Genomic DNA, 26,229 nt, shown 5'->3' with positions numbered 1-26,229 from the left:
TTTTCAACGCCGATCGATAATTTGTTTAAGCTTGCCGGTGCGGGAATTTGTTTCTAAGCCTTCTAAAGGCACCAGCTTAATATCAATAGGTAAAATATGTCCCTTTTCAACCTCCTTAAGATATAAAGGCCTTGCCTGATAAAACAGCTCTCTAACTGCTGGTATGATACTATCATCATGATCAAATAGAGTTGCTAAATTTAGACAACAGGTATCCAAACATTGCTTCCGAGTAATAATAAGTTGAAAGCTAATGATACCTAATGACCTATCAAGACTTGCCACAAAATGTTCTAGATCTTGTCTATATAGAGTAACAACGCCTACTCTTGCCCCTTGCTCGGATCTTCCTAGAATTCTAAAACGTTGGTTAACATCAAGCCACATTCCTCGATCACCAACAGGGTAACGAATGATCGGCATTAATTTTCTAGATAAATTAGTATAATACAGAGCGCCTGGGCGTCCAGGTTCTACAATCACCGCACCAGTCTCATCATCAATGATTTCCATGATGGTGTTATCAAAAACAAGATGCTCATTGTATCCTAAGTTCGGATTAACGTAACCTAAATGTCCTGCATCGACGCTGGCATAACCAATAGAAGATATTCGAATATTAGGAAACATATCGGTAATTTTTTGCCGTTGATCGGGATAAAAGGACTCACCACCAAAAAGCAATGTCTCTATGTGTTGGCCTTGACCGCGGTTAAACAGCTCTTCCAGTAATTGAATTAAGGTGGTGGGCACGCCGGCGAGTACATTTAATTGGTATTCTTCTATATTGGAAATCATGTCTTCAATAGTGCACAAACCAGTAATAGGAAAATGCATGATTTCGGTAGAACAATATTCGAGAGATTTCATAATAAACACGAAAGAAGCGTATAAATCACCAACGTAAAACAGGTTAGCAACTCGATCCCCTGACGTTAACCCGATAGATTCCATTCCCAGTCCAAAACAATGGGTAAAATTTTCCCATTCAGCTTGGCTAAAAACAGAAAATTTAGGTTTACCCGATGTACCGCCGCTTTTAAAGAATACACCTTTATTCATACTTCCGGTAAGCAACTGGTTATTGTCAAACGTATTGGCCTGCCAAAATTTATCTAAATCAATCAGGGGTAACTCTCTGGTAAGAAGGTTTTCATCTATTACTATTCCTTTATATTGTTCACGATAAAAAGGAGAATGTTCCTTAGCATATTGAGCTAAATAACTGAGTGGATATTTGACTATCATACGACTAAATCCTCAGTTACAATATGACATAACTTTCCACTCGCAGTCGTGCGTATCATCTCGCTAGCCGGAATAGGTTTGACTGAAACAGTTAAGGTTTGATCAACATTAACGCATTCATTGATATCAGCGTATCGTTCCAGGAGTATTTTCTCTAGTTGCTGTGTCGATACATTCGCCTGAACAATATTCTGCTGGTCAACTCGAAGTTCAATATGATCTTTTTTCAAGGACTTTTTCAGCATCAGTTGCAACTCCCCTTGATATTCACCATATTGCGAAAATAAAGAAACAAATTTATTATAATTAAAAAAACTACCGGAAATTTTAAATACGTCACCACTGCGGCCTAATAATTTGAACTTTGGCGACTGGCGCAAACACGGACAGTTACCAAATACCCAATGACCTAAATCTCCTACATCATAGCGGTGAATTGCCTGACCTTCTCTGACTTTTGAGCTAAAGACTAAACGACCAACCTCTTGGCCCGAAATGGCTCTATCAGCATCTTGACATAAGATCTCTAGGTGTTGTAACTCCTGATTAAGGTGATGTTCTCCGTTATCACAGTGTTCACACTGAAACCCAAGAGGACCGGCATCGACAGAGCCGTAACTGGCTGAGCGGATAATATCTATGCCAAAAGTTTGCTGTAAATAACGGCGTTGCCCATCGCTAAAAGCCTCACCACCATAGAAAACCTTTTTAATACCACCATAGGCTTTCAGTATCCCTTCATTTTCACGAAATAATTGCATCAGATATGACGGCATACCCAGTAGCGTTGTTACTTTAAATTGCACGATACTTTGACTGACAAAAGCTAAATCTGGATAGGCTGCCATAGGCAAATGTTTTGTCTTTAAGAATTCTAAGATAGTAAAGAAACTGAGAAATCCACCATACAGTCCACCTGAAAAAAATAGATTCATACAGAGGTCATTTTCACAATCAAGCCCAGCTGCACGCAGCCCATCAGCAGCCACTTGCATTTGGGTATAATAGTCATCATAGGTAAAAAAACTATATGCTGTCTTACCACTGCTGCCACCACTTTTAAAATACAGATCTTTCGCAATATCTTGGTCAGATAATTGTTGATAATTGTCTTTACTCATAACAGGCAATTTAGGGTCATGGAAGATTTGCTGATTTTTGTGCTCAAGTTCTGATAAGTGATTCAAATGCCCTAAGGATATTGGCGGTGCCACAGAGACCCGTTGCATGTAGGCTAATAAGGCATAACGCCCATCATGAGGCTCTCCCATATAGGATGCTAACATCTCACCGGGTCGACGAATTCGCGTCACTCCAGCATCCAAAAATAATCCCATTAAATCACTGTATTCGTTATCATCACAACAAAGTCCAACGGTTTGTAAGTAATCTCGAAAAGGAGATAACTCCTGATGAATATTTTTTCTTAATAACGGCTTAAGCCAAATATTACGATACAGAGGTGACGTTCTTAGGCTGGATTCTTGCTCTAACAACAGACTTACAGCCGTGGCTTTATCATTTAATAAGACTTTATTTGTTAGTAAGGATTCTAGTGCATGTAATTCTACTGTATTGGTAATTTCTGCCTGCTCTGCCTCATCGGGCAAGGTTGAGGGGATGCTCTGGGAAACTTCAACTAAATAAGGCAAAAGGCGCTGGCCAAAGTCTTGTAGCTGTTGATAATCGTCTACTTCAAGGTAAAGGGTTTGTGGGCTAGAACAGGCCTTTTGATCAAATAGGCAGATATCTTTAGCCAGAGCTTTAAGTTCAACTGACTCTATTTGTGTGTATTTTGCCTTTGAGACAAAAGCTAAGGAAATTTTAGGGCCCCAATCGATGATTTTTTTAACCGCTGAGACTTTGGCTTTAACCCCAGCCACACTGGCTTCTCCACCCCAAACACATATCCCATCACTCATATTAAGAATTTTGTCCAGTATTTTGCTCTGTGAACTTAAATGAAGCACATGGACGCGATCACGAATCATATTATCGGTATCAAACTCAATCATTTGTTCGAAAAATTTTGCCGCAAAAGGTAGGTCTGAATGACTGATTTTAATTAGATTAATATTCCCCGTCAGTAAGCCTTCTATTGCACTTAAGGATGAAACAGTCAGAGCATTAGCGGGGGTAATATGGGTTAAAATACCCAAGGAAACATAACCTTCATAGATGGGGTCCCCCCCTGTAATACGCCTTAATTCAAACGGATCACTAAAAAAGTCTTGGCCTAATTCTCGCTTAATTTTGGTAATAATATTTTTACGAGACAAGAATTCAGCCAACTCTAATAGTATCGATGATGCTTCTTGGTGACTTAGTCCTGCATTACGTAAAAATGACAACAGTTGTGGATGCTGGTTTAAGGTTTTGGAAAATTGATCTAGACAAGTCAGTAACTTATAGATATTAAAGGTATGGCTTGTTGATAATTGGGCGAGAGCAGGAAGAATTTCCTCATCTGTTATCCAATGACCTTTAACAAGATGTTTCATAACTTTTCCTTTTGTAAAATATCAGCCGCTTTAATCGCACAGCTTTTAGCTTGACTGGTTCCCGCTCTACCATGGAGGACAAAATAGGGGGTATTTAACCCACAATTACACTCTTTACCTCGATGTTTAGTTGCCATATCGGCCATTAATACCGAAACGGCTGGCATAGAAGTGATATAAGGTGAAATGAATTGCAGATAGCCTTTTTCTCCGTAGTCTTTCACCTCTAAGGTTTTAAAATCTCGGATCAGCACATGAGACCAGATAGGAATATGAAATTGATGATTTTCACATTCGACATAGGGAACACAATGTTCTACGCTGCCAAATCCGTCTCTTAAGCGGCTATCAGGGATCCCTAAAAATTCATTGACGGAACGATAGAAATCGAATTTATCAATCGCCTGATCAGCATGCCCTTTCCAGCCACCACCCAGAAAAACCAAACTCTGAGGATGGAGTTTTAACGGCGCTATATTCATTTTTTTCATGCGTTCGATGGTAAAATGAAAAAAGGCTGGAAAGCCAAAGATTCTAACGGGTATTTGATCTTTTTCTGCTCGTTGTAAAAAATCAATCACGTTAAAAACATCAAATGCATGATCATTACCAGTATTTCTAAGTGCATAAATAACTTCATCACTTGGTGCATACTGGCATAAGAAGTTATCTGTATAAGACGTACCAAGTTTAGAGGCCGATTCAGGTTCGTAACTGTATAATAAATATCGAACTTTGCTATCTGGTGTTACCCAACCGTAATATTCAAAAATGGCATCAACCATTTTTTGCGCGCTACCAATACTCCATTCATCAAAAAACATTTGTGATTTTTGTCCACCGGTACCTGATGAGGTTAGGTGAAGAAACACTTCATTAGCCGCGATGGATTTTTCACTATGGTATTTAAAAAAATTAGCCAATATGAAAGGTATTTTCTCTAGGTCTTGGATTGAGGTTAACTGTGACCAATGAAATTGTTTACTCTCTAACAAGCGCTTAAAAAAAGGATTTTTTTTGTCATGCCATTGTAAAATTTGCTGCATTGCCTCGATAAACAAATCATCAGCTGGATAATCATAAGCCAAGGGAATATTACAAAGCTTTCTGACTTTTTCCAGTTCAATAGTCATCGGATACTCCTATCGATTTAATATGCATGTTAATCCACAAATTTGTATATTGGTCTATGTAAGGTCTAAATGCTTTGATAATATTCATTTCAGAAAAATTTAAGGGTTCCATTGTTTTTGTCATAATCACGTAATCCATAGTCTGTTGATTAACAGAGCGCATAGCAGGATAAACCGCAGAAGGTAAAAAATTGCATTGATAGAGATATTCAATGTCTTGGTATCTATCAATCGATAATAAACATTCAATATAATGTACTCCTCTGCTTTTCAACTCGGTTAATATGGATTTAACATGGAAGTTGAGTGTTTTTAAGTCTATGTTAGAGGTCACAATGACACAGTAGTGGTCTTTAGGAGAAAAATAGGCATAAATTTCCAAGCCTAAATTTACACAAGAGATTAATAAATTAGGTTCATGAAAAGGGAAAAAAGCGGCCTTATCCTTATCGATAATTACTTCATTGAAGCGATTATTAACAAAATCCTTTGCTTCAATATACTCAAAGTTAACCTCTTTTCCCTTATTTACATTTTGTCTATACTGGCTTTCCGCCTCACTAAGTAGCCGACTCGATATCTCTGATTGCAGAGGTTGACGATGTATTTTTTTTCCTGTGTATTGATTGACCACCTTCATGATGGGCTTTAAACAGCCAGGAATTTCCGAGAAGAAACATCTTTGTTGTAATACACCTTCTTTATATTTGGCAAAAAGGGTAACAGTTTCATAATTTGAGATCTTATGAGCATTGGGAAATATTCCCAAAGGTAAATATTGATTATTTTGAAACATTAACTGACTACTTACCGATAAGGTTCGAGTCGTGGTATAGATCGAATTAAGCTCATTTTGTAACTCCAGTAATTGTTTGGTACCCTCAGCAATCAATCGAGTTGCAATTCTTTGCCCTTGATAATGTTGGCTGACAGCAACGCCGCCAACCTTGCCAATTTTATTTTTCTTATCTAAAGAGAAAACACAAGATCCCACCAATTGAGAACTCTTGGTGTCACGCATCACCAGCCATAAGCAAGTCTCCGGATTGGCAATCGAATTAGCCATGAGTGTTGGGTTGGCCCCATACTCTATGGGGTAGTCATCACCATAGATTGAGCGATAAAGTACCGTCAATGCCGCTACATCCGTAAGATTGGCCAATTCAATAAGCAGCGTCATGGGGAGCCTTAGTCTCTTTTAAGGCAAATGATGATAATGAAATGAGCGCTAATATTGCAGCGAAAGATTGCGCTATTAACTGTACAGAGGTGAGGTTCATCAGTATGGACACCAACACCATACTCACAGGCATCGCTAACACTGCGACCAAATTTATCACTGCCATCACCTGAGGTACTTGTTCGGGCCTAGCTCTGGTTTGAAAAAATGAAATGATACCGACATTGGCAGCCTCTAGAAATCCACCAATAACAAACAATGCGAACAAGGCAAATAAGTAATGAGATGAAAAGGCAAAAAATAAATAACCCAGGCTCATCATGCACAGATTGATGATAATACGTCGCAATCGTTTGTCATTAAACTGTATTAGCATCAGCAATAAACCGCTGGTAACAGCTCCAACAGCAAAAGCCGATTCAAACCAAACAAGAGCACTAAAATCCGACTGATAAACGACTTTAATAAATGTCGGCATAAAGACCAAAATAGGTGTCAATACAATATTCATCGCCACAAAGATTAATAACATTTTTTTTATTAGCGGATCGGTTTTTAATATTGCTAACATGCCCTCAGCTTTAACGGGCATCGCTGCTTCTAGATTCTGTTTGGAAACTAAATTAAGCGCTGCAGGTAACTTTATTTTCATCTCCAATAATCCAGATAAAATAAAGCTAATGCCGTTTAAAACCAATACACCAGCCATACCTATTTTCTCAAAAAGCAGCAAGCCAACAATAGGGCCGATTATACCTGCTAATGCAAAGCTAGAGCTTACCATGGCATTTAGCCGTTCAACTTTATCTGTAGACACCATTTTCATTGGTAATGTCATTACAGCAACATTAAATAATGAACCTAAGCAAGAGTTTAAAAAACTTAAGATGAAAATAAGCCACAGGAAAGATGAGCCTTCATGCCAATCCATAACAACAACACTCATCGCTGCAATGATAAAAAGTAACCCACGTAAGAAGTCGGTTAAATACAAACATCTAAGCGCCCCGAGTCTGTCAACCCACCTAGGCGTTCGGTGTAACAGTAAAAGATGAGGCAGTGCACCAACGGCTAGATACCAGGGCACTATGATGGCACCAAATTGCTCCATCAGAAACCAGACTAACCCTATGGACATAATACGTTCACACACTTGCGAACTCATCTGACCGATAAATAACTTGACGGAATTAGCGTCAAATAGTACATCGACTTTCAATGATGCTCTCAAAATCCAGCTCCATACAACCAACTGACAACATAAGAGCGCGCAATATATCACAAAAAAAGATCACGAAAATGATTATTTGAAACATGATACAAACAATTACATGCACTTAGATTGTTATAAGTTTAACTTTTTACTTTAATCACAATCAGATCTCAATATAATAAATTGAAGTAATTAACATGAGCACGACTTTCTTGATTCACTTTGATTCTATTTCTGATCTTCTGGCTGTAGCAGGTTTATGGACAAAATGGGTTAACTTGTTGGATAACAAGTTTCAAATATCTTTTTTATTGGGTTTATTGGGTTTATTGGGTTCATTGGGCTGGTTTGGTGTTTGATTGGCTTATTGATGGCCAAAGTTTCAAATTTTATTAATCACCTGCCGTGGGTGCCGTGCAAGAATGCACCAATGTCGTGTAGGCAGGATGCCTAAGAACGACCCTATGCGTAGATACTTCTGCGGCACGCTGGCTCTTGATTTCATAAGAGTCTTCCATATAAGCTCGACGATGGCATCTGATGTGAATGGATTCACAAATGCCGTGATAACAGGGATGTTATAGAACGGCCATGCCATCAACGGCCTCAGCCGTATCGACACCTGCTCTTATCAACAAGAGTAAAGCAAAGCATGGTTTCTTCGATTGAACTTTGGTAGCTGCTAGCACGGTTTTGGACAGAAATGAGCTAGTGCTTTAGCACTAAAGCTCATGGTTCGCAGTTTACTCTCTAAGTAAAGAAGCTAACTGTTCATCTGATGACTTGAACAGTAAGAACACCGCAATTGCTAGGAAAAACCATATAAGGTTTTTTTCAAAAAAATTAACTAGTTAACTATGCCAGCCATTGTTATAATAAGATCAAAAAAAAGGACACCCATCTAATTTAAATCTAAAAATCAGTTTATTATGATATCAAATTAATGACTATCTCCTAGTTGTTCAATCTGATCCCGCTATTGATGCGGCTGTTACATTTCAGGCATTATATCAGTCGTGATTAACGGAAATAAAAGTCAATTCTACCACCATTTATACCGTCAGTAACAATAATACCGTTTTTGAGAGATGGGACATTATTACGTTTAAGACTGGCCCTATTATCCATTAGCCACTGACCGCCTCTGTTTATTTCTGTGCCGTCTGCTGCTTCAAATTTAGCATTAATATTTGCCATGGAAACAAAGTCTTGATGAGGATATGTTGTTATATCTGTGCTATACGGTTCGAGACACTGTACAAGCTGGTTATAAGGTACCGGACAGACAATAGTTCTATGGGTAGCAGCAAATGCAGTCCCTTCAAAGCCGGCTGCATATTCATAATGATTAGCCGTATGGGAGTTAAGTCTAATAAACCCTGTCAGCATATCTCCCGGTTCAACATCAACATAATCTGAGTATAAATAATTACCATCGACATTATGTACAAGCACCGTACGCCACTTTGTGCCATTCCAATCTAACACTGGTTGAATAATATGACCGCCGCTGCGGGGGCCAATGCCATTCCAGATGAAAATATTATTTACATCATATTTAGTGGGCTTGACGGGTACTTGCCATGTTGTTTTTAACTCCTTAAATAATGGATTGTTGGGCATATCTAAACTTGCGTAATAACTTCCTTGAGCGGTCGATGTCATTGGTCAATTTCCTTAATTATTTTATAGAATGATGTAAATATTGAAAGAATTTCCAGCCTCTTCATTTTGATTAACAAAAAAAGAAGAGGTAAGTTAATGAACTAAAATAAGATTCAACAATCTTCAATATAAGATAGAAGCAGTTACAGAAAAAAAATAGGTTCCATCTAATTTAAATCTAAAAATCAGTTTATTATGATTTCAAATTAACAAATTAGAACAATCCATAAGAGAACAATCCATAGAGAACAATCCATAGAGAACAATCCATAGACAGCCATTGTTAATTTTGTTAATTGCACTTCTCTGTCGCTGTGACTAAAATTTAATCATGGTGATGTCATTGGAGTGAGTTATGCCTCAGCCTAGAAGAACGCTAATCAGTATCGAAGACACGCCTTATTATCATTGTTGTAGCCGTGTCGTGCGCCGCGCATATCTCTGTGGTGACGATAAGTACACAGGGAAAAACTATGACCATCGACGTGGTTGGGTTGAGGCGCAAGTGCTTAAATTATCTGACGTCTTTGCGATTGATGTGGCTGCCTATGCGGTGATGAGTAATCATTTGCATATTGTGTTATATATCGATTTAGATAAAGCCAATGTCTGGTCAGATAGGGAGGTGGTAGAACAATGGCATCAATGCTTTAACGGCACAGCACTCACACAAAAATTTGCTCGAGGTGAAGTGATTGATGAGCACCAAGTGGGTCAGTTAAAACATCTTATTGCGACTTACCGCTCACGGCTGAGTGATATTAGCTGGTTTATGCGATGTCTTAATGAGCCCATTGCTAGGCAAGCCAACTTTGAAGATAACTGCACGGGTCATTTCTGGGAAGGACGGTTTAAATCTCAAGCGCTTTTGGATGAAGCGGCAGTGCTGGCCTGTATGGCTTATGTCGAGCTTAATCCTATTCGGGCTAAGATGGCCAATACGCCAGAGAATTCAGACTACACCAGCCTTCAATTGCGAGTCAAAGCAGCTATTAATGGAAAGCAACCCGCCAGATTACTGCCTTTTATTGGGGATGAACGGCTGAATCAACCCAAAGGCATAAACTTCGCGCTGAAAGACTATCTTGAATTAATTGATGAAACAGGGCGTATTATTCGAGATGATAAACGCGGAGCAATCTCAGCGAATGCAGATAAGATATTAACGAGGTTAAACATTCCTGCTGACAACTGGCTCAAAATCACCACAGAGTTTGGGCATCTATTTCATGGGGCAGTAGGGACACTGCAAGAGCTAAGTTGCTACTGTGAACACTTAAATAAAAGACGACGGCATTTTTCCACGAGTTGTGAGTATCTGAAAGTAGACTAGGCGCTGGATTTATGTAATAAGTGCAACAGAGCTCTAATATACCACCAATAAAATCTTCCTCAGTTTATTAACAGAGCAGATATTCCTTGTCTGAAAATCAACTTTTTACGACAAAAAAACTCATTTTGTTAAGAGCACTCAGTTATATGAGCTTAACACTCCTTCCTCTCATGAGTTGATAGTTGCAGAACGTTGAAGGTTCGCGTGAATGTCGATATGTTATTGATTAACAATGGCTGGCTATGATTTGTTGTTATGATTTGTTGTTATTGATTAACAATGGCTGGCTATGATTTGTTGAAGATGCACCAATGTCGTGTAGGCAGGATGCCTAAAAACGACCCTATGTGCAGATTTTCCTGCGAGACGCTGTAAATATGTCCCTATAAGCTCTACCAAAACAAACAACGTCCATGTTTAACAGCCAGTTCGGCATCCCAGCCTCTCGTTCGGAGAGTATAACTTCGTGATACCTCACCCTGTTTTGTAAGCTCGCAGTCGCATCTACACCTTCATTAAAAGCAAACCTGTTTCTTCGATTGACCAAGCGCTTCCGTGTCGGCTCTGCCAAAACAAACAACGTCCATGTTTAACGGCCAGTTCGGCATCCCAGCCTCTCGTTCGGAGAATATAACTTCGTGATACTTCACCCTGTTTTGTAAGGTCACAGTCGCATTCACACTTGATGATTTCAAGCAATTGTGTCTCTTCGATCTGATTTAGTTGGTAACTCATTTTTGCCCCATTATCAGTTTCGTAATTCAAAAGGCAAGTAGGCGGCATAAGGCTTTTCTTTATAAAATCTAATGTGAACAAGGGAGATAGTTAGAAAGGAAAAAGATATGGCTGTCCCATCTTTTTTTAACTCATTATTATCAATAGTTTGTAATATATATAAAAGTGCTATGCAGACCTCGTAAACACCTATGCATCTTTTTCATCTGCTAAATTGTCATATTTAACCTGTATTTTTTGTTAAATAATATATTTACAACAAACACTTACAAGTGATATTTTGGCGAAGAAACTTACAAGAAAGCAGGAGGTTATCCTGCTGCTAATCAATAAGCTGTTATGCTTTTTATGAGAAGGAGGTTTTAATTGAGTAATAGTCGATTGTTAGAAGGCGTAAGAGCATTTAGTCCTCTGTTGCAGGCTTATGAGGCTGGTTATACAAAAGAAGATATTAGAGATTCAATAAATGAAGCTCTAATCGGTGAGTTTGAGAATCATAGCATGCTCGAGCGATATGGATTAGATCTGTTAACTGTCGAGTCGGTCAACGTAACGAAAGTAAAAATGAATAACTGGTCGAAATCTGTTTACGATAAAACGCTTGATATGAGGCGTAACGTCTTAGCAAAAGATGAAACAAAATGTGCTGAAATAGTTGCTCAATGGGAGCAAAGTATCGGCAAAGCATTATCACTTTATTGGAGTGCAGCTAAGTTTGAATATCATAAGTCTGAGTTACCGCTAGACGATTATGCATATGAGCTGCTTCGAAATATAGGGGCTGTAATTGAAGGTACCCTTCAAGTATATCTTAAAGAACTTTTCCATCTTGTATCATCTTTTAATGGTGCTGAAGTATCATACTCGCAAGTTGCATCAATGAGTTTGGGTCAAGTCGTAAACCAACTATCAAGCAATCTAGAAGACGATAACATATTTACGCTTCCACCTTGGATGGTTCCGCTGAATCAATGGCGAAACATCGCACAACACTTCTCTGTCAACACTGATGATAATCATATTGTTTGCAAATATGGCTCAAGAAACCAACACGAGATCATTCTAACTAGAGAAGAACTTTTCGCTGTTGCACAAGCAGTATTCTTATTGTTCTCAGCAGTTAGGACATCACAAACAATCTTCGTGCTAGATAATGCCGATTCATTATCTTCACACTGTAAAGGATTCAAAAGAAAAGAAGATGATGAATCATTTCAATTTTGTGTTGGTGCTGCGTCGCAAGGGTTTGAGGTTACTGAGTTAGAAATAACCACTGATAAAGCATTCGCTAAGCTGTGTGATGTTACAGATGATTTATCTTTACAGCGGGCGTTACATGCTTCTCAGTTTGTATATCAATTATGGGTTTTATCAAAGTCTGATAAAGTAATTCTTAAGTATGTGCTAAAGAGTAATGACAAAACTTTAGTTACTAAAGCAAACTCAGAGGATTGTGAAAAAGTTTTTAATGGGGAGCAGCCTTTCTCATACTTGTCGGAGGTTGTGGAGTATATTGTTGAAGAGCTTAGTGTGGCGGAAATCAAAGCATAACCAACAATTTAAGCGTGATTCCCCACGCTTGGCATTTTCAGTTTGGGTCGAGTTCAGTGTTTACGGTGTCCAAATTGAGTGCAGTGGTAGCGTGGCTCACACCTTAATTGGGCGTTAAGTTGTCCAAGGGGCAATAATGAGACATGAAGAAGAATTCGCATTAAAAGCATTGGTATCTAAGTACGGTGGGGAGTTTACAGAGGGAGAAGATCCACCTGATGCCTATCTGCTGGTAAATGATCAACGCATTGCTGTAGAAGTATCTATGCTAGTAGAGCACATCACCAAAAATGGTACCACTCTAACCAAAATGGCCGAAGACGTTCCTGTGTCAAAAATATCAAAGGAACTTGAAGCTGCGATCGGTGATTATATACCCGATGAAAAATGGTTGTATCTTGGTTTGCCTACTCCTATTAAGAATATTCGTAAATTTAGAACTGAATTGGCCCAGTTTGCGTTAGAAGTAGTAAGGAATAATACGGAAAGTGCAGACAGAATCATTTCAGGGAATCGCGTATCAATTAACTACTATAGCAATAGGCTTTCACCTGAAAAAAAGGTGGTTCAATTTGTATCCGGCAGACAATCCTTCAATAAGGAACAAGCAGCCTTCATCCTGCAAGATAGGATTAAGAATAAAGATGGCAAAATTGCTATGCACGCTGGCACAAGTGAATATTGGCTTGCGCTAGTGAACACCTATTGGCCCGCAAATATAGAAACGTATCGTGAAGTATATAAGTCTTTTCAGTATGAGCATAAGTTCAACAAAATACTTATAATCGATAACCAAAAACAAGTGGAAGTATTATGCTAGCACTTAATCGATGTATGAACTCCACCATCCTATTAACTAAGGTAAGATGGTTCGAATGACAAAAAACAGGAGTTCTTTATGACGTTGTTGCTCAAATCTCGACTCTAAACGCAGCACCCCAAGGTGTTTCACCCAATTAGGCAGCGTGTTTCCTAACTGGCATTCCTAACCCTATGACTTTATTCATTGCTTTAACACCCGCTAACGCTTCACCTACCTGAGCGTTATAATCCCGAAGACTCAGTTTTGGACTAATTAACTGTTTATATCGATACATCGCTGTTTCTGATAGTGATCTCTGATGATAATCATTATCCTGTTTCCATTGCGCTAATTGGTTAGCCTTGAGTGCTTTTACTGCTTCATTTCTGGGGTGGTCATCCTCCCAATATCCAGCATGACTTCTCGGAGGGATAGTTGGCTTGCATCCTTTGCGCTGAAGTAGTTTATGACATGCCTTAGTGTCATAGGCACCATCAGCTGAGACTTGAGTTATATTTCTTCTTAATGGGTTAAGTAATGTGGGAAATACTTCATTATCGGCAACGTTAACTAAGCTTATTTCAGCTGACACAATTTCATGGGTATTACTATCCACTGCAAGGTGTAGCTTTCGCCAAGTACGGCGTTTTTCTTTACCATGCTTACGCGTTTTCCATTCTCCTTCTCCATAAACTTTCAGACCTGTTGAATCAATCACAACATGTGCCGCAGAGCCACGACTCGGTGCTCGATAGTTGATCTCAACAGTCTTAGCTCTTTTGCTTATACAGCTATAACTTGGTGAGGTCAGTGGCACATCCATAAGTTGAAATACAGAGTTGGTGAATCCTTCAAGTGCTCGTAATGACAAGTTAAAAACGCCTTTCACAACGAGTGCTGTTTCAATAGCAACATCAGAGTAAGTGAACCCTCGACCACGACGCCCGTGGTGTTCACAACAATACCAAGACTTAATTGCTTGCTCATCAATCCAGAAAGTGAGTGAGCCTCGATTAATCAACGCCTTATTGTACTGAGACCAATTGGTTATTTTATGTTTAGATTTTCCCACTTTTCAGCTTCCGTATAGCTATCTTTAGGGATCAGATCACGCTAACGGCAAAAGGTTCCCTCGATTTAGGAAACAAGGCTGTTCTTTATGATAAATTCTCAGATCATCGGTCTTGATTTAGCAAAAAACGTTATCCAGATTTGTAAGATAGATAGACATGGCGAGTTAATATCAAATAAGGCCATTAGTCCTAAGAAGCTAAAAGAACAGCTGGCAAAATCGATTACATCAATAGTCGCAATGGAAGGATGTGGCAGCTGTCATTACTGGGGAAGACTAGCAAAAAAGTATGGGCATGACGTCAGAATTATTAGCCCTAAAAAGGTAAAAGGTTTTTTACAGGGACAGAAAACTGATGCCAATGATGCGTTAGCTATCTGTAATGCAGCAATGCAAATAGGTATGCTCTTTAGCCCTATAAAAAGCGAAGAACGGCAGTCATTACAAACCTTAGAGTCAAGTCGTCAGTTTTTGACAAAAGAGCTAACAGCATTAAATAATCATATCCGTGCTTATCTGTATGAATATGGAATATCAATACCTAAAGGCCGTAAAAGTTTAAGAGAAAACATTGTATTGGTATTAGACAGTGAGGATGACCGATTACCTAAATCCCTTAAAAGTAGTCTACATGTATTATGGGAAAGGTATCAGTTGACCCTCTCCCAACTCAAAGCAATCGAAACAGCAAAAGAGACTTTGGTTAAGCAGTTAGAGCCTTGTAAAAGGTTAATGAAACTAGAGGGAATAGGGCCTGTCTGTGCTGCTATGTTGTACACTAGCCTTGGTGATGCCAGTGAATTTAAAAATGGTCGTCAAGCTTCGGTTTATGTAGGGTTGACACCAAAACAGCACAGTTCTGGCGGAAAAGTCTACATGACGGGGATTAACAAACAAGGTGGAAATAAACCGTTAAGAGCAGCTCTGTATCAAGGAGCACTTTCGGTTATTTCCCAACTAAGTGATGTTCCTAAAACTGTTAAAGAAGCCTGGTTACTTGAATTGGTAAAACGTTCAGGGATTAAACGAGCATGTATCGCTTTGGCAAACAAAACGGTTAGAACAGCATGGGCATTACTGTCAACAGGGAAAGACTATACGCCAACTTTACTAAATCAAAACTGAAAATTACAATTTAATGATGCAATTGTTTCGATATTTATTTGATTAATTAGGTAAAAGCAAAGAGTTCAGCAAGAATAACTAAACATAAACGGTAAGACCAACCTACCAAAAACCTGTGCTACCCGAAAGCCGTTATAGGCTGTCTAATCGAAAAGGATGGTAGGTGCGAAAACATCGAAGGCTAGAGGGTAGCTCCCTCAACTAGAAGCCGTATATACGCAAGCAGTTTACAATTTATGTTAATTATTATTGCTCAACAGGTGGAGTTCATATACGGGTAGCCGGAGGTGTCTAGCCTCCAGCCCCCACACCACCCTGCATACGGCTCCGCACACGACTAAATGGATTTAGGAGCTAGGGCGAAGCAGGATGCCAGAGCCGAGGGCGGTTCATTTAGAACGCCTAACCTAAACTTTATGGTTAGCCTCTTTGTTTCGATAGTGAACTACAATCCATCTATCTCTTAGTAAACATAAACCTGCTTTCTTAACTCTTACTTCAAGCTTTGCATTACTAAAGATAATGTGGTGCGTAGGTTTTAGAACTTAAGCCCTAGATGATAATTGTCCAAAACCGCGTTAGCAATCATAAAATCTCAATCGAAGAAACAAGGCTTTGCTTTTAACAAAGGTGTAGATACGGCTGTGAGTTTCGGTTTCAAGGATGAAACCGTAAAGCGGCCATGGATGGCTTCACAGCGTCTCGCAGAAGTGTCTACACATAGGCCCACGGCAGGTGATTAATAAAATTTGAAACTTTGGCCATCAATAAGCCAATCAAACACCCAACCTGCCCAATGAACCCAACCAAAAGATATTTAAAACTTGTTATCCGACAAATTAACTCATTTTTGTCCAAAACCGTGCTAGCAGCTACCAAAGTTCAATCGAAGAAACAAGGTTTTGCTTTACTGTTGTTGATAAGAGAAAGGTGTAGATGAAGCTGCGGCCGTTGATGGCATGGTCGTTCTATAGCATCCATGTTACCACGGCATTTGTGAATTCATTCACATCAGATGTCATCGTCGAGCGGGCATGGATGACTCTCTATGAAATCAAGAGCCGGCGTGCCGCAGACCCTTCTCAAATAAACAGTGTACATAAGGTCGTTCTTAGGCATCCTGCCTTCACGACATTGGTGCATCATTGCACGGCAGGTGATAAGTTAAAATAAAAATCCCCGTGGCAAGCCCTCTCGCTTTGGCTCGACTTCGCGAAGCGGGGTATTAATTGTACTGAAAGACTAAAAGCCTACGCAGCAAGCTGCGGGGAATTAAACCCGCAGAGATTAAATATATGGTGATCAATAAATTGACCAAACACCAAATCAGCCCAATGAACCCAAGCTAAAAAGATATTTCCAACTTGCTATTCGGCAAGTTAACCAATTTTTTTGTTCAAAACCATGTCGGTAATAACAAAATCTTAATTGAAGCTGTAGTGTTAACTATGGTTAGTTTATTTTTCATTTTGTTGTGATGATGTGTGATTAATTGGGCCCTAGTATCTTAATGGAGTATTTTCTATGGAGTCCTTGTTTTTTTGCGTAACTCACTGTCTAAGTTTAAGAAAGTATTTTTTATTTAGAGTTAGAGATGCCATTGTCTTTATCATTATAAATGTAATAACTGAGTGGAATAATGAGGTCAAGAGGAGTCAATGGTACAAAATCAAGATATAGAGAACTTAGGGGAGTAGTATATGATTTTACCGAAAAAGAATTCGATATATCTGGATTGACTATTTCTGAAATTACTTTACAAGATGCAATTGTTGCAGATAACTGGGTATCTGAGTGGAAAGATTCAGAGCGTATTGCTACTTGGGAATGGACAAGTATGTATAATGAATACCAAAGTAATTCAGGGTTAAAACGTTTTGATCTTGCTTTTAAGGTGCATAGTCAAGTTTGTGCGTTGGTTATGGAATACCGATCAAAACTAAAATGGTATTAAAAATTCATGCATTGGAAAGAAAGCCAGTAAATAACCCGCTACAAGGTAAGGTATTAACAATGATCCTTTTTGCTGCGGACGCATATGCTAACTTGTTAGGGTCAAAAGAATTATGGATTTGCAACCCTATGAATCAAGCATTAGTACAGAAATATCAAGGTGCAGGCTTTAAAGCTCACAATAATAAACTTGGGCAAACTTCACATCTATCCTTGAGGATAAAATAATGACTAAGGAAGAAGCGTTAAAAAAACTTGAAGCATTAAAACCAGAATTGCAAAAGCGTAAAGGTGTGTATGAAAAGATAGATAAAGAGACTTCTAATATAGATGAGGATAGCGCTGTTATTTGTGGCCCTCGAAATGAAAAAGAATATCAAGAAATGGTTGACGATATTAAGGAGTCGGGTGATGGGTGAAGCAAGAGAAGTTAAGGATGTTGCAGAAGCAATTGAGCTCCTGCAGAAAAAACGAAAAGAAATAAGGAAAGACGCGCAACAAATGGCTTTTAAAGTGAGTCATTTCAGTCGTTGCTTTAGAGATAAATCAACCATAGAAGATAAAAAGTAAGAATCAAAATCGAAGAAACAAGGCTTTGCTTTTACAAAGGTGTAACCCTACTGTGACCTTCCGTGACAGGGAAATCACGGCAGAGGCTATAGGGATATATTCACGCCGTGTCACTGATGTGTTCGCCCAGTTCTCGCCGAACAGGCGTTAAACACCAATGAAATTTTGCTCATCAGCAAGCCGACTCAACACCAAACCTGCCCAACGAACCCACCACAAAAGATATTTAACACTTGTTATCCGACAAGTTAAGACTTGCCACCATAAAGTCCACTCTGTGGGTGAGGTTCACTTGGTTGAGCATTTTCTGCGATGTCGCTCGGTTCGATGAGTTCAGCTTCATGCACTTCGGCTTTCTTACTGATTTTTTGCGCTTGTAAGATAACAAATTTACCGTTTGACGCGACGGTGGTGCAGTTTTTAAAGATGCGTTGCAGTTTCACGTGGTAAGCAAGGTGCCGGTTGCCCACGACATGCAAAATGCCGCCGTTTTTAAGCGCGCGCCAAGATTGTAAAAACATTTGCCATGCAATGTGATCGGTTATCGCTTCACCTTGATGGAAAGGGGGGTTGCATAAGATTAAGTCTGGGCGGATAGCTTCACTTAGATGGGTTAAGCAATCATCCCAATCAAAGGTGGCTTGTTCGCCTACTAAACCGTCGGTATCCAACTGGTTAAGTTGCCAGTTCTGTCTGGCTGATTCTACTGCCATCTCTGAATCATCGACAAAATGAATATAGGCTTTAGGAAACACCTGTTTAGCATGTAGACCTAATATGCCATTGCCACAACCGAGATCGATGATCGATGTAAAATCGCCTTTTGGCATATTGTCGAGCATGATACGTGCACCAATATCGAGTTTACTGGCCGCAAAGACATTGCTTATGTTATTTATTTCTAAGGTTAATTCCGGAATTGACCAGTTAACACTTTTGGGAAGAGCGCGGATATTGCCGTCACTGACACAAGTGATGACACGTGTTTTCTTCCAAGTTAGGCTGGCGCTTGCTGGGCCTAGGTTTTTAGCCAATAATGTGAGTAGAGATTGGTTAATTGACTTGGCTTTGGCACCGATGAATACTTGAGTGCCTGCCGGTAATACTTGAGATAGCCTATTGAGCTGGTGGGCAAAATAGGTTAGGTTTTTTGGCAGTTTCATTAAGACCAACTCAATCGATGTTGGCATGATGTCGCGACTATTAAACCATTGGATATTTTCGCTGCTGAGTTGATTTTGGGCTAAGTTTTGCAGTATACCCAGCTGACTCGTTTTGGCGTCCGTTTCTACTAACATTGGCCATTGTTGCTCCATCGAGGTCAGACTCGCTGTGAGTGCACCAAAGTTATCATTGATAATGGCTGTGTTTACGGCTGGTTGCGCTATTTCAGTCACGTGCTTGATCAAATGCTCATCAGCGGCATCCCATGCTTGTAGGTTAGATTCCTGATTGTTAGGATAACGGTGTAATGTAAGTTCGATATCTGCGACTGAAAATTGAGTAGTCATAAGTCAGCTAGGCCAATAAAATGAGGGCGCGAATTATCGCAGGTTTAACGGTTAAGGTATACAATCTGTGGCGCTTATTAAACAATTAAGGCGTGAATTAATCCTTGATGAAACAACAGAATTTAAGTTTAGATGGATTTGATCAATTTAGCTGTGCAACGACTGATGAACGAATTGATCAAACTCCCAGTATTAAGGCGCCAATCACCTTAGTTAACGGTTATCTTAATGTATCTCAACAAACAGCACTGCTCAAGGAGTCATCGGCTTATCCGTTCCAATCGCCTGAAATTGAAGTGTATGGTCAGCGGCATGAAATACCTCGATCTCAAGTGTGGTTTGCCGATAAGTATTGTGACACCTTATATTCAGGTTTACGGGTCAAGGCCATATCTTGGCCTAAGTATGCCGATAAATTGAGGCAGAAATTGCAGCGTGATTTTAACTTATTGTCTAGTGGGGTTTTAGTTAATTACTATGCAGATGGTAAAGCGTCCATGGGGTGGCACAGTGATAACGAGCCTGAATTTGCCAAAGGCAGTGATATTGCCTCTATAACGCTTGGGGCAAGTAGAGATTTTATTATCAGGCATAAGTCTACCCATGAAAAAATATCATTGAATCTTCAATCAGGTGATTTATTAATCATGCATTGGCCGATGCAAGATTCGTGGGAGCATGCTCTACCTAAACGAATGCGGGTGACTGAGCCGAGGATCAATTATACTTTTAGGCAAGTGACAGCTCACTTTTTTGACGAGTGCAGTGAATAAAGCACGCATAACGGCAAGTCATAGTATTCAGCCTAACATTGACCTTTAGTGTGTGAGCAAGTAACCTGCCGCCATCACATTTTTGCTTTTTTTGAGAATATTTATATGTCAGTAGAGCAGCTTATTACCGAAAAACTTATCGCGGCATTGTCTCCTAGTCACTTAGAAGTGATCAATGAAAGTCATAACCACCATGTGCCGCCAAATTCAGAAACACATTTTAAGGTGATCATTACCAGTGCAGCTTTTGACGGTAAGCGTTTAATCGGCAGGCATCGTGCGGTTAACGATGTTCTTACAGATGAATTTGCTAATGGTTTACATGCTCTGTCCATGCACACGTATTCTCCCGATGAATGGGCAGCGCAAGTTGCTGTACCTGCATCACCTAAATGTGCAGGTTCAGAGTAGTCTTTACCTTTGATACTCTGAAAGTAGTTCATTTTCAGAGTATCAACACACACGGTTAATTTTTCAGTTATTCGTCCATTTTATCCCCTTCAAACTAGCCATTATATTTCCTCAGCCTCTTTATGCATTTTTTGCTGTTTTTGTTAAGTATTTCAATGGTATTAGAATTGTGATTTAGGTTAGCTTAAATCAATTAATCACTAAGATGCTGGCTAAAAGAGTGAGCGGGTCTATATTATAGAGTTGCAATTCATTAGGATGCATTAACTTCTTGTCTGATGGTGTGACCTTTGATGGGTAAAGTCACATCTAGAGTCATCAATTAAGAAGGTCAATAAAGCGCATGTAGTTTTTTTAGAGTCTGTACGTAAATGTTCGCCATCTCTTGGTTGTTTTGTCTTAAAGACATTGGCGGCACGAGTGCTAACCATCCTCTTTTTAATCTTTGTCTGATGGTCAGGTGGATTAATAGAGGGGATCATTTAGAGAGTTGAAATGGCATTACTAGATAGCTTTCCCCTTGGACATAGCCGAATGAACACTCCTGCAGTCAGTGTGGCTAAAACCATCAAAACACCATCAGGTGACACTATTACTGTGTTTGATTTGCGTTTTTGCATGCCCAATAAAGATACATTGAGTCAGCATGGGATTGAGACGTTAGATCGACTTTATGGTGGCTTTATGCGTCATCATTTAAATGATGCTCACGTTGAGATCATTGATATATCTCCCATGGGATGTCGTACTGGTTTTTACATGAGCTTGATAGGCTCACCTTGTAAAGTGACGGTGGCAGATGCATGGTTGGTGGCAATGAATGATGTGCTGACAGTGACTAAACCTGTATCAGTATCAAATGATAATTCCAACAATAAATGTTGTTTTGATTCGCTAGATCAAGCTCAACAAATTGCACGGGCAATTCTCGCATCTGGGATCAGTGTTAATAGTAATGATGAGCTGAAATTAAGTTAATCGTGCTTTTAGGGTCTATACTCCTTGTTTTAGCAGTCATTAATTATTTTTTTAGATTGGTTGCTAGTGGGGACGTGTAACAACTGAACGGGATTTTTTTAAACAGATTATAGATGTAAGGTCTATATTAATAAAAAAGGCTGCTGGTGAAAGTTTGCTCGGTTGATGTTTTGTTTGTTTTTGTGAGTTCAATCAGCACTTAGCTGTGAGTTTTTTTGAATTTGTGATGAATTTGTTGGATCACAAGTCCTAGTGATACAAGTGGAGTCTAAATCAAATGCAAAATGAAAATATACGCCAAAAATACCGATGTAAAAAGAGGCCTATCTTGTTAAAAGGCCCACATTTTTCATGGCGATGCGTTGATATTTACGGTAAAATGCGCGCGAACAGCGTGATTGCAGTCGCAATTCTGTGCTGAATCTGCGCTAGCTCAATGAGATGGGCTTGGTATTTTCCCTGTCATTTTTATAGCAGGAACGCGGCGCATTATCTTTCCTTCATAACGTAGTGCTTGTGGATATGATTACAATAAAGAAAGGATTGGACCTGCCCTTAGTCGGTGGGCCAGAGCAAGTCATACATAATGGCCCAGCCATTAAACGTGTAGCTACTTTGGGTGAAGAGTATATTGGCTTACGCCCCACGATGAAAATTAAAGTGGGCGATAAAGTTAAAAAAGGTCAAATTATCTTTGAAGATAAAAAAAACCTTGGTGTGATGTATACGGCTTCAGCCAGCGGTACAGTAGTTGAAATTAATCGGGGAGCACAACGTGTTCTTCAGTCGGTTGTCATCGAAGTGGAAGGCAATGAGTGTGTGTCTTTCGCTAAATATGACGCTGCAAAATTAACGTCATTGGACCCGCAGTTAGTTCGCCATAACTTGATAGAATCAGGTTTATGGACTGCCTTGCGTACTCGTCCTTTTAGTAAAGCCCCAGCCGTAGAGTCTACCGCTGCCGGCATCTTCGTGACTGCAATAGATACCCAACCTCTTGCTGCTAACCCTGAAGTGGTTATCGGTGAACATAAAGACGATTTTGCCAATGGCCTTAAGCTACTTGCAAGATTGACTGAAGGTAAGGTGTATTTGTGTAAGGCGCCTGGCGCTGATATACCGAGTGCTAATGCGCAAGTCGAAGAGTTTGCAGGCTTACATCCAGCAGGTTTACCTGGTACGCATATTCATTTCCTATTATCTGCATCAGCAAACAGAACTGTTTGGCATGTGGGTTATCAAGACGTGATAGCGATAGGTCAATTGTTTACTACCGGTGAACTCAACTCACAGCGAGTCGTAGCAGTTGCTGGCCCTAAGGCTACCAAACCAAGATTAGTGCGTACTCAATTGGGTGCATCAACGACAGAATTAACTGCCGGCGAAGTGTCTGATGGTGATGTGCGTATCATTTCAGGTTCTGTGCTAAGCGGTCGTAAAGCTGTAGGACCCACTGCTTACCTAGGCCGTTTCCATCAGCAAATATCTTGCCTTGAAGAGGGAAGAGAACAAGAGTTTCTCGGTTGGGCTATGCCTGGCGGTGATAAGTTCTCTATTACGCGTGCTTTTCTAGGTCACTTGTCACCTTCTCGTCTATTTAATATGACGACAAGCACAGGTGGATCAGATAGAGCGATGGTGCCTATTGGTAACTATGAACGTGTCATGCCGCTGGATATTCTTCCAACGATGTTGCTGCGAGATCTTGTCTCTGGTGATTTTGATGGTGCCGTTACATTAGGTGCACTTGAGTTGGATGAAGAAGATTTGGCACTGTGTACTTTCGTATGTCCTGGTAAGTATGATTATGCTACTTATCTTCGTGACTGTTTAGATACGATCGTGAGGGAAGGCTAATGAGCTTGAATGATTTTTTTAAAGGTATAGAACCTCAGTTTGAAAAGGGCGGTAAATACGAAAAGTTTTACGCCATCTTCGAAGCTGCTTATACGGTTTTTTATACCCCAGGTCATGTGAACAAGGGGACAACCCACGTTCGCGATAATTTTGACTTGAAACGCATGATGATCATGGTGTGGGCATGTACATTCCCAGCGATGTTTGCTGGTATGTATAATGTCGGTTTGCAAGCACAAGATGCGCTAGCAGCTGGCTTTGCCACACCGGATGTTTGGCAAATTAGCCTGTTCAGTCTATTTGGTACTGAATTGAACGCAAGCTCAGGTGTTCCCGCCCTAATGTGGTATGGCGCTTGTTTCTTCTTACCGATTTATGCCGTGACATTTGTTGTTGGTGGTATTTGGGAAGTCTTGTTTGCCTCGGTACGTGGTCACGAAGTTAACGAAGGTTTTTTTGTTACCTCGGTGCTTTTCGCATTAACATTACCTGCAACGATTCCTTTATGGATGGTGGCCTTAGGTATTACCTTTGGTGTGGTTGTGGCGAAAGAAATCTTTGGTGGCACAGGACGCAACTTCCTTAACCCAGCTCTGGCTGGCCGTGCTTTCCTATTCTTTGCTTACCCGCTGAGTATGTCTGGTGATACCACTTGGGTTGTCGCCGATGGCTATTCTGGTGCAACGGCATTGAGCCAAGCTGCACAAGGTACGCTTGATTATGGCTTTAGTCAGGATTGGTGGGATGCTTTCTTCGGTTTTATTCCTGGGTCTGTTGGTGAAGTATCTACCTTAGCTATTTTAATCGGTGGCGCCGTTATCGTTTATGCACGTATCGCGTCTTGGCGTATTATTGCCGGTGTGATGCTCGGTATGTTTGCGGTTTCTAGCTTGCTGAACTTCGTAGGTAGTGAGACAAATCCAATGTTTGCGATGCCTTGGTATTGGCACTTTGTCTTAGGTGGATTTGCCTTTGGCATGATATTTATGGCAACCGATCCAGTATCGGCTTCATTTACGAATACGGCTAAATGGGGATACGGAATCTTAATTGGTGCTATGGCGATATTTATTAGAGTCGTCAACCCAGCGTTTCCTGAAGGCATGATGTTGGCTATCTTATTTGCCAATTTGTTTGCTCCATTATTTGACCATTTTGTTGTTCAGGCAAATATCAAGCGGAGGGTTGCACGTGGCTAGTAATAAAGATTCGTTCGGTAGAACCCTGTTTGTTGTTGTTGGTTTATGTTTTATCTGCTCAGTATTGGTATCAGCCACTGCGGTATTGTTGAGACCGACTCAGATAGAGAATAAACTGCTCGATAAGCAAAAATATATTCTTGAAGCGGCAGGTTTGCTTAATCCAAAAGAAGCCCCTTTAGCGAAAACTGAAGTGTTAGCAATATACAATAAATTTGTTGTTGCTAAGCTGGTAGATCTTAAAACCGGTGCATGGGTTGAAGGTAAGGCAGACCTGTTTGATGCAGACAAAGAAGCACGTGATGTCAAAAACTCATTTAAACCCAACAACGATATTGCCTCGGTTAAACGTGTTGCTAATACAGCCGTTGTCTATGTCGTTAATGATGAGCAAGGCAAACTAAAGACATTGATCTTACCTATTAAAGGTTACGGTCTATGGTCTACTATGTATGCATTTTTGGCTGTTGATCCTGACGTTAATACGATTCAGAGTTTAGTTTATTACTCTTTTACCGGTTCAGGTGAAACACCTGGTCTTGGTGGTGAAGTTCAAAATCCTAAATGGATGGAGAAATGGCACGGTAAGAAACTGTATGATGATAAAGGTCAATTAGCGATCAGCGTGACTAAAATTCCGAGTATTGCAGCATCAATACACGGTGTTGATGCGCTTTCTGGTGCAACCTTGACCAGTAATGGTGTGCAATATTCATTGGAGTTTTGGTTAGGTGAGGAAGGATTTGCTCATTTTATCGAGAAGTTTCGTCATGGAGGGTTGAGCTAATGGCTAATGCTAAAGAACTCAAGCAGGTTTTAGCTGGACCGATAGTGAGCAACAACCCAATAGCACTGCAAGTGCTGGGTGTTTGTAGTGCGCTTGCGGTAACCAGTAAGTTAGAAACTGCATTGGTAATGACGATTGCGCTTACTGCAGTAACGGCTTTATCTAACTTGTTTATCTCTATGCTTCGTAACCACATTCCAAGCAGTGTACGTATTATCGTTCAGATGACGATCATTGCATCACTGGTGATCGTGGTTGATCAATTTCTGCAAGCTTACGCTTATGATATTTCTAAGCAGCTGTCGGTATTTGTTGGGTTGATTATTACTAACTGTATCGTCATGGGCCGTGCTGAAGCTTACGCAATGAAAACACCCCCAATGATGAGTTTCATGGATGGGATCGGTAATGGCTTAGGCTATGGTGTTATCTTGATGTCGGTTGGTTTTTTCCGCGAGCTTTTTGGAAATGGTTCATTATTTGGCATTGAAATCTTAAGCAAGATTTCAGATGGCGGATGGTATCAGCCAAATGGTCTGTTATTACTGCCGCCAAGTGCGTTTTTCTTGATTGGTGCATTGATCTGGATTATTCGTACGGTTAAGCCTGATCAAGTCGAAGCAAAAGGGTAA

General features: G+C 40.0%; 23 protein-coding genes. 15 read left to right on the top strand and 8 right to left on the bottom strand.

Annotated features, from left to right (window positions below; genetic code table 11):
- Nucleotides 1–3: 3 nt before the first annotated feature.
- From HQQ94_RS18730 to HQQ94_RS18705, 6 genes are all read right to left on the bottom strand, one after another.
- On the bottom strand, nucleotides 4–1,248 hold the full coding sequence (locus HQQ94_RS18730; protein ID WP_173295849.1) for a phenylacetate--CoA ligase family protein: 1,245 nt from the start codon (nucleotides 1,246–1,248) through the stop codon (nucleotides 4–6).
- Nucleotides 1,245–3,749 carry an acyl-CoA reductase gene (locus tag HQQ94_RS18725; RefSeq protein ID WP_173295848.1) on the bottom strand — a complete coding sequence of 835 codons (2,505 nt, stop codon included), beginning with the start codon at nucleotides 3,747–3,749 and terminating at the stop codon, nucleotides 1,245–1,247. The genes HQQ94_RS18730 and HQQ94_RS18725 overlap by 4 nt, the downstream gene beginning before the upstream one ends.
- Entirely contained in the window at nucleotides 3,746–4,882 is a 1,137-nt protein-coding gene (locus HQQ94_RS18720) for an acyl-protein synthase (RefSeq protein WP_173295847.1), read from the bottom strand. Before HQQ94_RS18720 ends, HQQ94_RS18725 begins: the two co-directional genes overlap by 4 nt.
- Nucleotides 4,872–6,062 (bottom strand): GNAT family N-acetyltransferase, encoded by a 1,191-nt coding sequence (locus HQQ94_RS18715; protein WP_173295846.1) that lies wholly within the window; start codon nucleotides 6,060–6,062, stop codon nucleotides 4,872–4,874. Before HQQ94_RS18715 ends, HQQ94_RS18720 begins: the two co-directional genes overlap by 11 nt.
- Entirely contained in the window at nucleotides 6,046–7,293 is a 1,248-nt protein-coding gene (locus HQQ94_RS18710; protein ID WP_173295845.1) for an MFS transporter, read from the bottom strand. The genes HQQ94_RS18715 and HQQ94_RS18710 overlap by 17 nt, the downstream gene beginning before the upstream one ends.
- Before the next feature lie 1,002 nt (nucleotides 7,294–8,295).
- Nucleotides 8,296–8,940, bottom strand: a complete 645-nt coding sequence (locus tag HQQ94_RS18705; RefSeq protein ID WP_173295844.1) for a hypothetical protein — start codon at nucleotides 8,938–8,940, stop codon at nucleotides 8,296–8,298.
- A 355-nt stretch (nucleotides 8,941–9,295) separates the two neighbouring features.
- On the opposite strand from HQQ94_RS18705, the gene HQQ94_RS18700 reads away from it, so the two are divergent.
- The 3 genes from HQQ94_RS18700 to HQQ94_RS18690 all read left to right on the top strand — a co-directional run bounded on the left by HQQ94_RS18700 (nucleotide 9,296) and on the right by HQQ94_RS18690 (nucleotide 13,379).
- The gene (locus HQQ94_RS18700) at nucleotides 9,296–10,273 is read left to right on the top strand and encodes a transposase (RefSeq protein WP_173295843.1); all 978 of its coding nucleotides are present in this window, start codon (nucleotides 9,296–9,298) and stop codon (nucleotides 10,271–10,273) included.
- A 1,101-nt stretch (nucleotides 10,274–11,374) separates the two neighbouring features.
- On the top strand, nucleotides 11,375–12,559 hold the full coding sequence (locus HQQ94_RS18695; RefSeq protein ID WP_173295842.1) for a hypothetical protein: 1,185 nt from the start codon (nucleotides 11,375–11,377) through the stop codon (nucleotides 12,557–12,559).
- Between the two features lie 136 nt (nucleotides 12,560–12,695).
- A complete protein-coding gene (locus HQQ94_RS18690) occupies nucleotides 12,696–13,379 on the top strand; it encodes a hypothetical protein (RefSeq protein WP_173295841.1) in 684 nt (227 codons plus the stop codon).
- 136 nt (nucleotides 13,380–13,515) lie between these two features.
- Here the strand turns inward: HQQ94_RS18690 and HQQ94_RS18685 are convergent, their stop codons facing one another.
- Nucleotides 13,516–14,433, bottom strand: coding sequence for an IS5 family transposase (locus HQQ94_RS18685; protein ID WP_173293111.1), 918 nt, complete (start codon nucleotides 14,431–14,433; stop codon nucleotides 13,516–13,518).
- An 87-nt stretch (nucleotides 14,434–14,520) separates the two neighbouring features.
- Here HQQ94_RS18685 and HQQ94_RS18680 point away from each other — a divergent pair, with 87 nt between their 5' ends.
- The 5 genes from HQQ94_RS18680 to HQQ94_RS18660 all read left to right on the top strand — a co-directional run bounded on the left by HQQ94_RS18680 (nucleotide 14,521) and on the right by HQQ94_RS18660 (nucleotide 18,081).
- Nucleotides 14,521–15,558, top strand: a complete 1,038-nt coding sequence (locus HQQ94_RS18680) for an IS110 family transposase (RefSeq protein ID WP_173293616.1) — start codon at nucleotides 14,521–14,523, stop codon at nucleotides 15,556–15,558.
- Nucleotides 15,559–16,121: 563 nt separating this feature from the next.
- Entirely contained in the window at nucleotides 16,122–16,301 is a 180-nt protein-coding gene (locus tag HQQ94_RS18675) for a hypothetical protein (RefSeq protein WP_173293275.1), read from the top strand.
- Nucleotides 16,302–17,197: 896 nt separating this feature from the next.
- Nucleotides 17,198–17,512, top strand: a complete 315-nt coding sequence (locus HQQ94_RS18670) for a hypothetical protein (protein ID WP_173295839.1) — start codon at nucleotides 17,198–17,200, stop codon at nucleotides 17,510–17,512.
- Nucleotides 17,513–17,738: 226 nt separating this feature from the next.
- Nucleotides 17,739–17,930 carry a hypothetical protein gene (locus HQQ94_RS18665; protein WP_173295836.1) on the top strand — a complete coding sequence of 64 codons (192 nt, stop codon included), beginning with the start codon at nucleotides 17,739–17,741 and terminating at the stop codon, nucleotides 17,928–17,930.
- Nucleotides 17,923–18,081 carry a hypothetical protein gene (locus tag HQQ94_RS18660; RefSeq protein ID WP_173295834.1) on the top strand — a complete coding sequence of 53 codons (159 nt, stop codon included), beginning with the start codon at nucleotides 17,923–17,925 and terminating at the stop codon, nucleotides 18,079–18,081. The genes HQQ94_RS18665 and HQQ94_RS18660 overlap by 8 nt, the downstream gene beginning before the upstream one ends.
- 248 nt (nucleotides 18,082–18,329) lie before the next feature.
- On the opposite strand, the gene HQQ94_RS18655 is transcribed toward HQQ94_RS18660, so the two are convergent.
- Nucleotides 18,330–19,592, bottom strand: a complete 1,263-nt coding sequence (locus HQQ94_RS18655; protein WP_173295832.1) for a methyltransferase — start codon at nucleotides 19,590–19,592, stop codon at nucleotides 18,330–18,332.
- Nucleotides 19,593–19,699: 107 nt separating this feature from the next.
- Here HQQ94_RS18655 and HQQ94_RS18650 point away from each other — a divergent pair, with 107 nt between their 5' ends.
- The 7 genes from HQQ94_RS18650 (at nucleotide 19,700) to HQQ94_RS18620 (ending at nucleotide 26,229) form a co-directional block, all read left to right on the top strand.
- The gene (locus HQQ94_RS18650) at nucleotides 19,700–20,365 is read left to right on the top strand and encodes an alpha-ketoglutarate-dependent dioxygenase AlkB (RefSeq protein ID WP_173296720.1); all 666 of its coding nucleotides are present in this window, start codon (nucleotides 19,700–19,702) and stop codon (nucleotides 20,363–20,365) included.
- A 105-nt stretch (nucleotides 20,366–20,470) separates the two neighbouring features.
- Nucleotides 20,471–20,776: a BolA family transcriptional regulator gene (locus HQQ94_RS18645; protein WP_173295830.1), complete on the top strand. Its 306-nt coding sequence runs from the start codon at nucleotides 20,471–20,473 to the stop codon at nucleotides 20,774–20,776.
- A gap of 495 nt (nucleotides 20,777–21,271) precedes the next feature.
- Nucleotides 21,272–21,754, top strand: coding sequence for an S-ribosylhomocysteine lyase (gene luxS / locus HQQ94_RS18640; RefSeq protein WP_173295829.1), 483 nt, complete (start codon nucleotides 21,272–21,274; stop codon nucleotides 21,752–21,754).
- A 522-nt stretch (nucleotides 21,755–22,276) separates the two neighbouring features.
- Entirely contained in the window at nucleotides 22,277–23,611 is a 1,335-nt protein-coding gene (locus HQQ94_RS18635) for a Na(+)-translocating NADH-quinone reductase subunit A (RefSeq protein WP_173295827.1), read from the top strand.
- Nucleotides 23,611–24,810, top strand: coding sequence for an NADH:ubiquinone reductase (Na(+)-transporting) subunit B (locus HQQ94_RS18630; RefSeq protein ID WP_173295826.1), 1,200 nt, complete (start codon nucleotides 23,611–23,613; stop codon nucleotides 24,808–24,810). Before HQQ94_RS18635 ends, HQQ94_RS18630 begins: the two co-directional genes overlap by 1 nt.
- On the top strand, nucleotides 24,803–25,597 hold the full coding sequence (locus HQQ94_RS18625; RefSeq protein WP_173295824.1) for a Na(+)-translocating NADH-quinone reductase subunit C: 795 nt from the start codon (nucleotides 24,803–24,805) through the stop codon (nucleotides 25,595–25,597). Before HQQ94_RS18630 ends, HQQ94_RS18625 begins: the two co-directional genes overlap by 8 nt.
- Complete coding sequence (locus tag HQQ94_RS18620; RefSeq protein ID WP_173295823.1) at nucleotides 25,597–26,229, top strand: NADH:ubiquinone reductase (Na(+)-transporting) subunit D; 633 nt, start codon at nucleotides 25,597–25,599, stop codon at nucleotides 26,227–26,229. The genes HQQ94_RS18625 and HQQ94_RS18620 overlap by 1 nt, the downstream gene beginning before the upstream one ends.

It is taken from the genome of Shewanella sp. VB17 (genome assembly GCF_013248905.1).
Classification (GTDB): Bacteria; Pseudomonadota; Gammaproteobacteria; order Enterobacterales; family Shewanellaceae; genus Shewanella.
This window is presented reverse-complemented; position numbering and strand designations above follow the sequence as displayed.

Bases quoted from the DNA above. Each gene is read 5' to 3' on its own strand.
- luxS (WP_173295829.1), top strand. From the start codon at position 21,272: ATGGCATTACTAGATAGCTTTCCCCTTGGACATAGCCGAATGAACACT.
- HQQ94_RS18670 (WP_173295839.1), top strand. From the start codon at position 17,198: ATGAGGTCAAGAGGAGTCAATGGTACAAAATCAAGATATAGAGAACTT.
- HQQ94_RS18690 (WP_173295841.1), top strand. From the start codon at position 12,696: ATGAGACATGAAGAAGAATTCGCATTAAAAGCATTGGTATCTAAGTAC.
- HQQ94_RS18645 (WP_173295830.1), top strand. From the start codon at position 20,471: ATGTCAGTAGAGCAGCTTATTACCGAAAAACTTATCGCGGCATTGTCT.
- HQQ94_RS18660 (WP_173295834.1), top strand. From the start codon at position 17,923: ATGGGTGAAGCAAGAGAAGTTAAGGATGTTGCAGAAGCAATTGAGCTC.
- HQQ94_RS18730 (WP_173295849.1), bottom strand. From the start codon at position 1,248: ATGATAGTCAAATATCCACTCAGTTATTTAGCTCAATATGCTAAGGAA.
- HQQ94_RS18700 (WP_173295843.1), top strand. From the start codon at position 9,296: ATGCCTCAGCCTAGAAGAACGCTAATCAGTATCGAAGACACGCCTTAT.
- HQQ94_RS18630 (WP_173295826.1), top strand. From the start codon at position 23,611: ATGAGCTTGAATGATTTTTTTAAAGGTATAGAACCTCAGTTTGAAAAG.
- HQQ94_RS18715 (WP_173295846.1), bottom strand. From the start codon at position 6,062: ATGACGCTGCTTATTGAATTGGCCAATCTTACGGATGTAGCGGCATTG.
- HQQ94_RS18725 (WP_173295848.1), bottom strand. From the start codon at position 3,749: ATGAAACATCTTGTTAAAGGTCATTGGATAACAGATGAGGAAATTCTT.
- HQQ94_RS18635 (WP_173295827.1), top strand. From the start codon at position 22,277: ATGATTACAATAAAGAAAGGATTGGACCTGCCCTTAGTCGGTGGGCCA.
- HQQ94_RS18620 (WP_173295823.1), top strand. From the start codon at position 25,597: ATGGCTAATGCTAAAGAACTCAAGCAGGTTTTAGCTGGACCGATAGTG.
- HQQ94_RS18655 (WP_173295832.1), bottom strand. From the start codon at position 19,592: ATGACTACTCAATTTTCAGTCGCAGATATCGAACTTACATTACACCGT.
- HQQ94_RS18720 (WP_173295847.1), bottom strand. From the start codon at position 4,882: ATGACTATTGAACTGGAAAAAGTCAGAAAGCTTTGTAATATTCCCTTG.
- HQQ94_RS18680 (WP_173293616.1), top strand. From the start codon at position 14,521: ATGATAAATTCTCAGATCATCGGTCTTGATTTAGCAAAAAACGTTATC.
- HQQ94_RS18650 (WP_173296720.1), top strand. From the start codon at position 19,700: ATGAAACAACAGAATTTAAGTTTAGATGGATTTGATCAATTTAGCTGT.
- HQQ94_RS18705 (WP_173295844.1), bottom strand. From the start codon at position 8,940: ATGACATCGACCGCTCAAGGAAGTTATTACGCAAGTTTAGATATGCCC.
- HQQ94_RS18665 (WP_173295836.1), top strand. From the start codon at position 17,739: ATGACTAAGGAAGAAGCGTTAAAAAAACTTGAAGCATTAAAACCAGAA.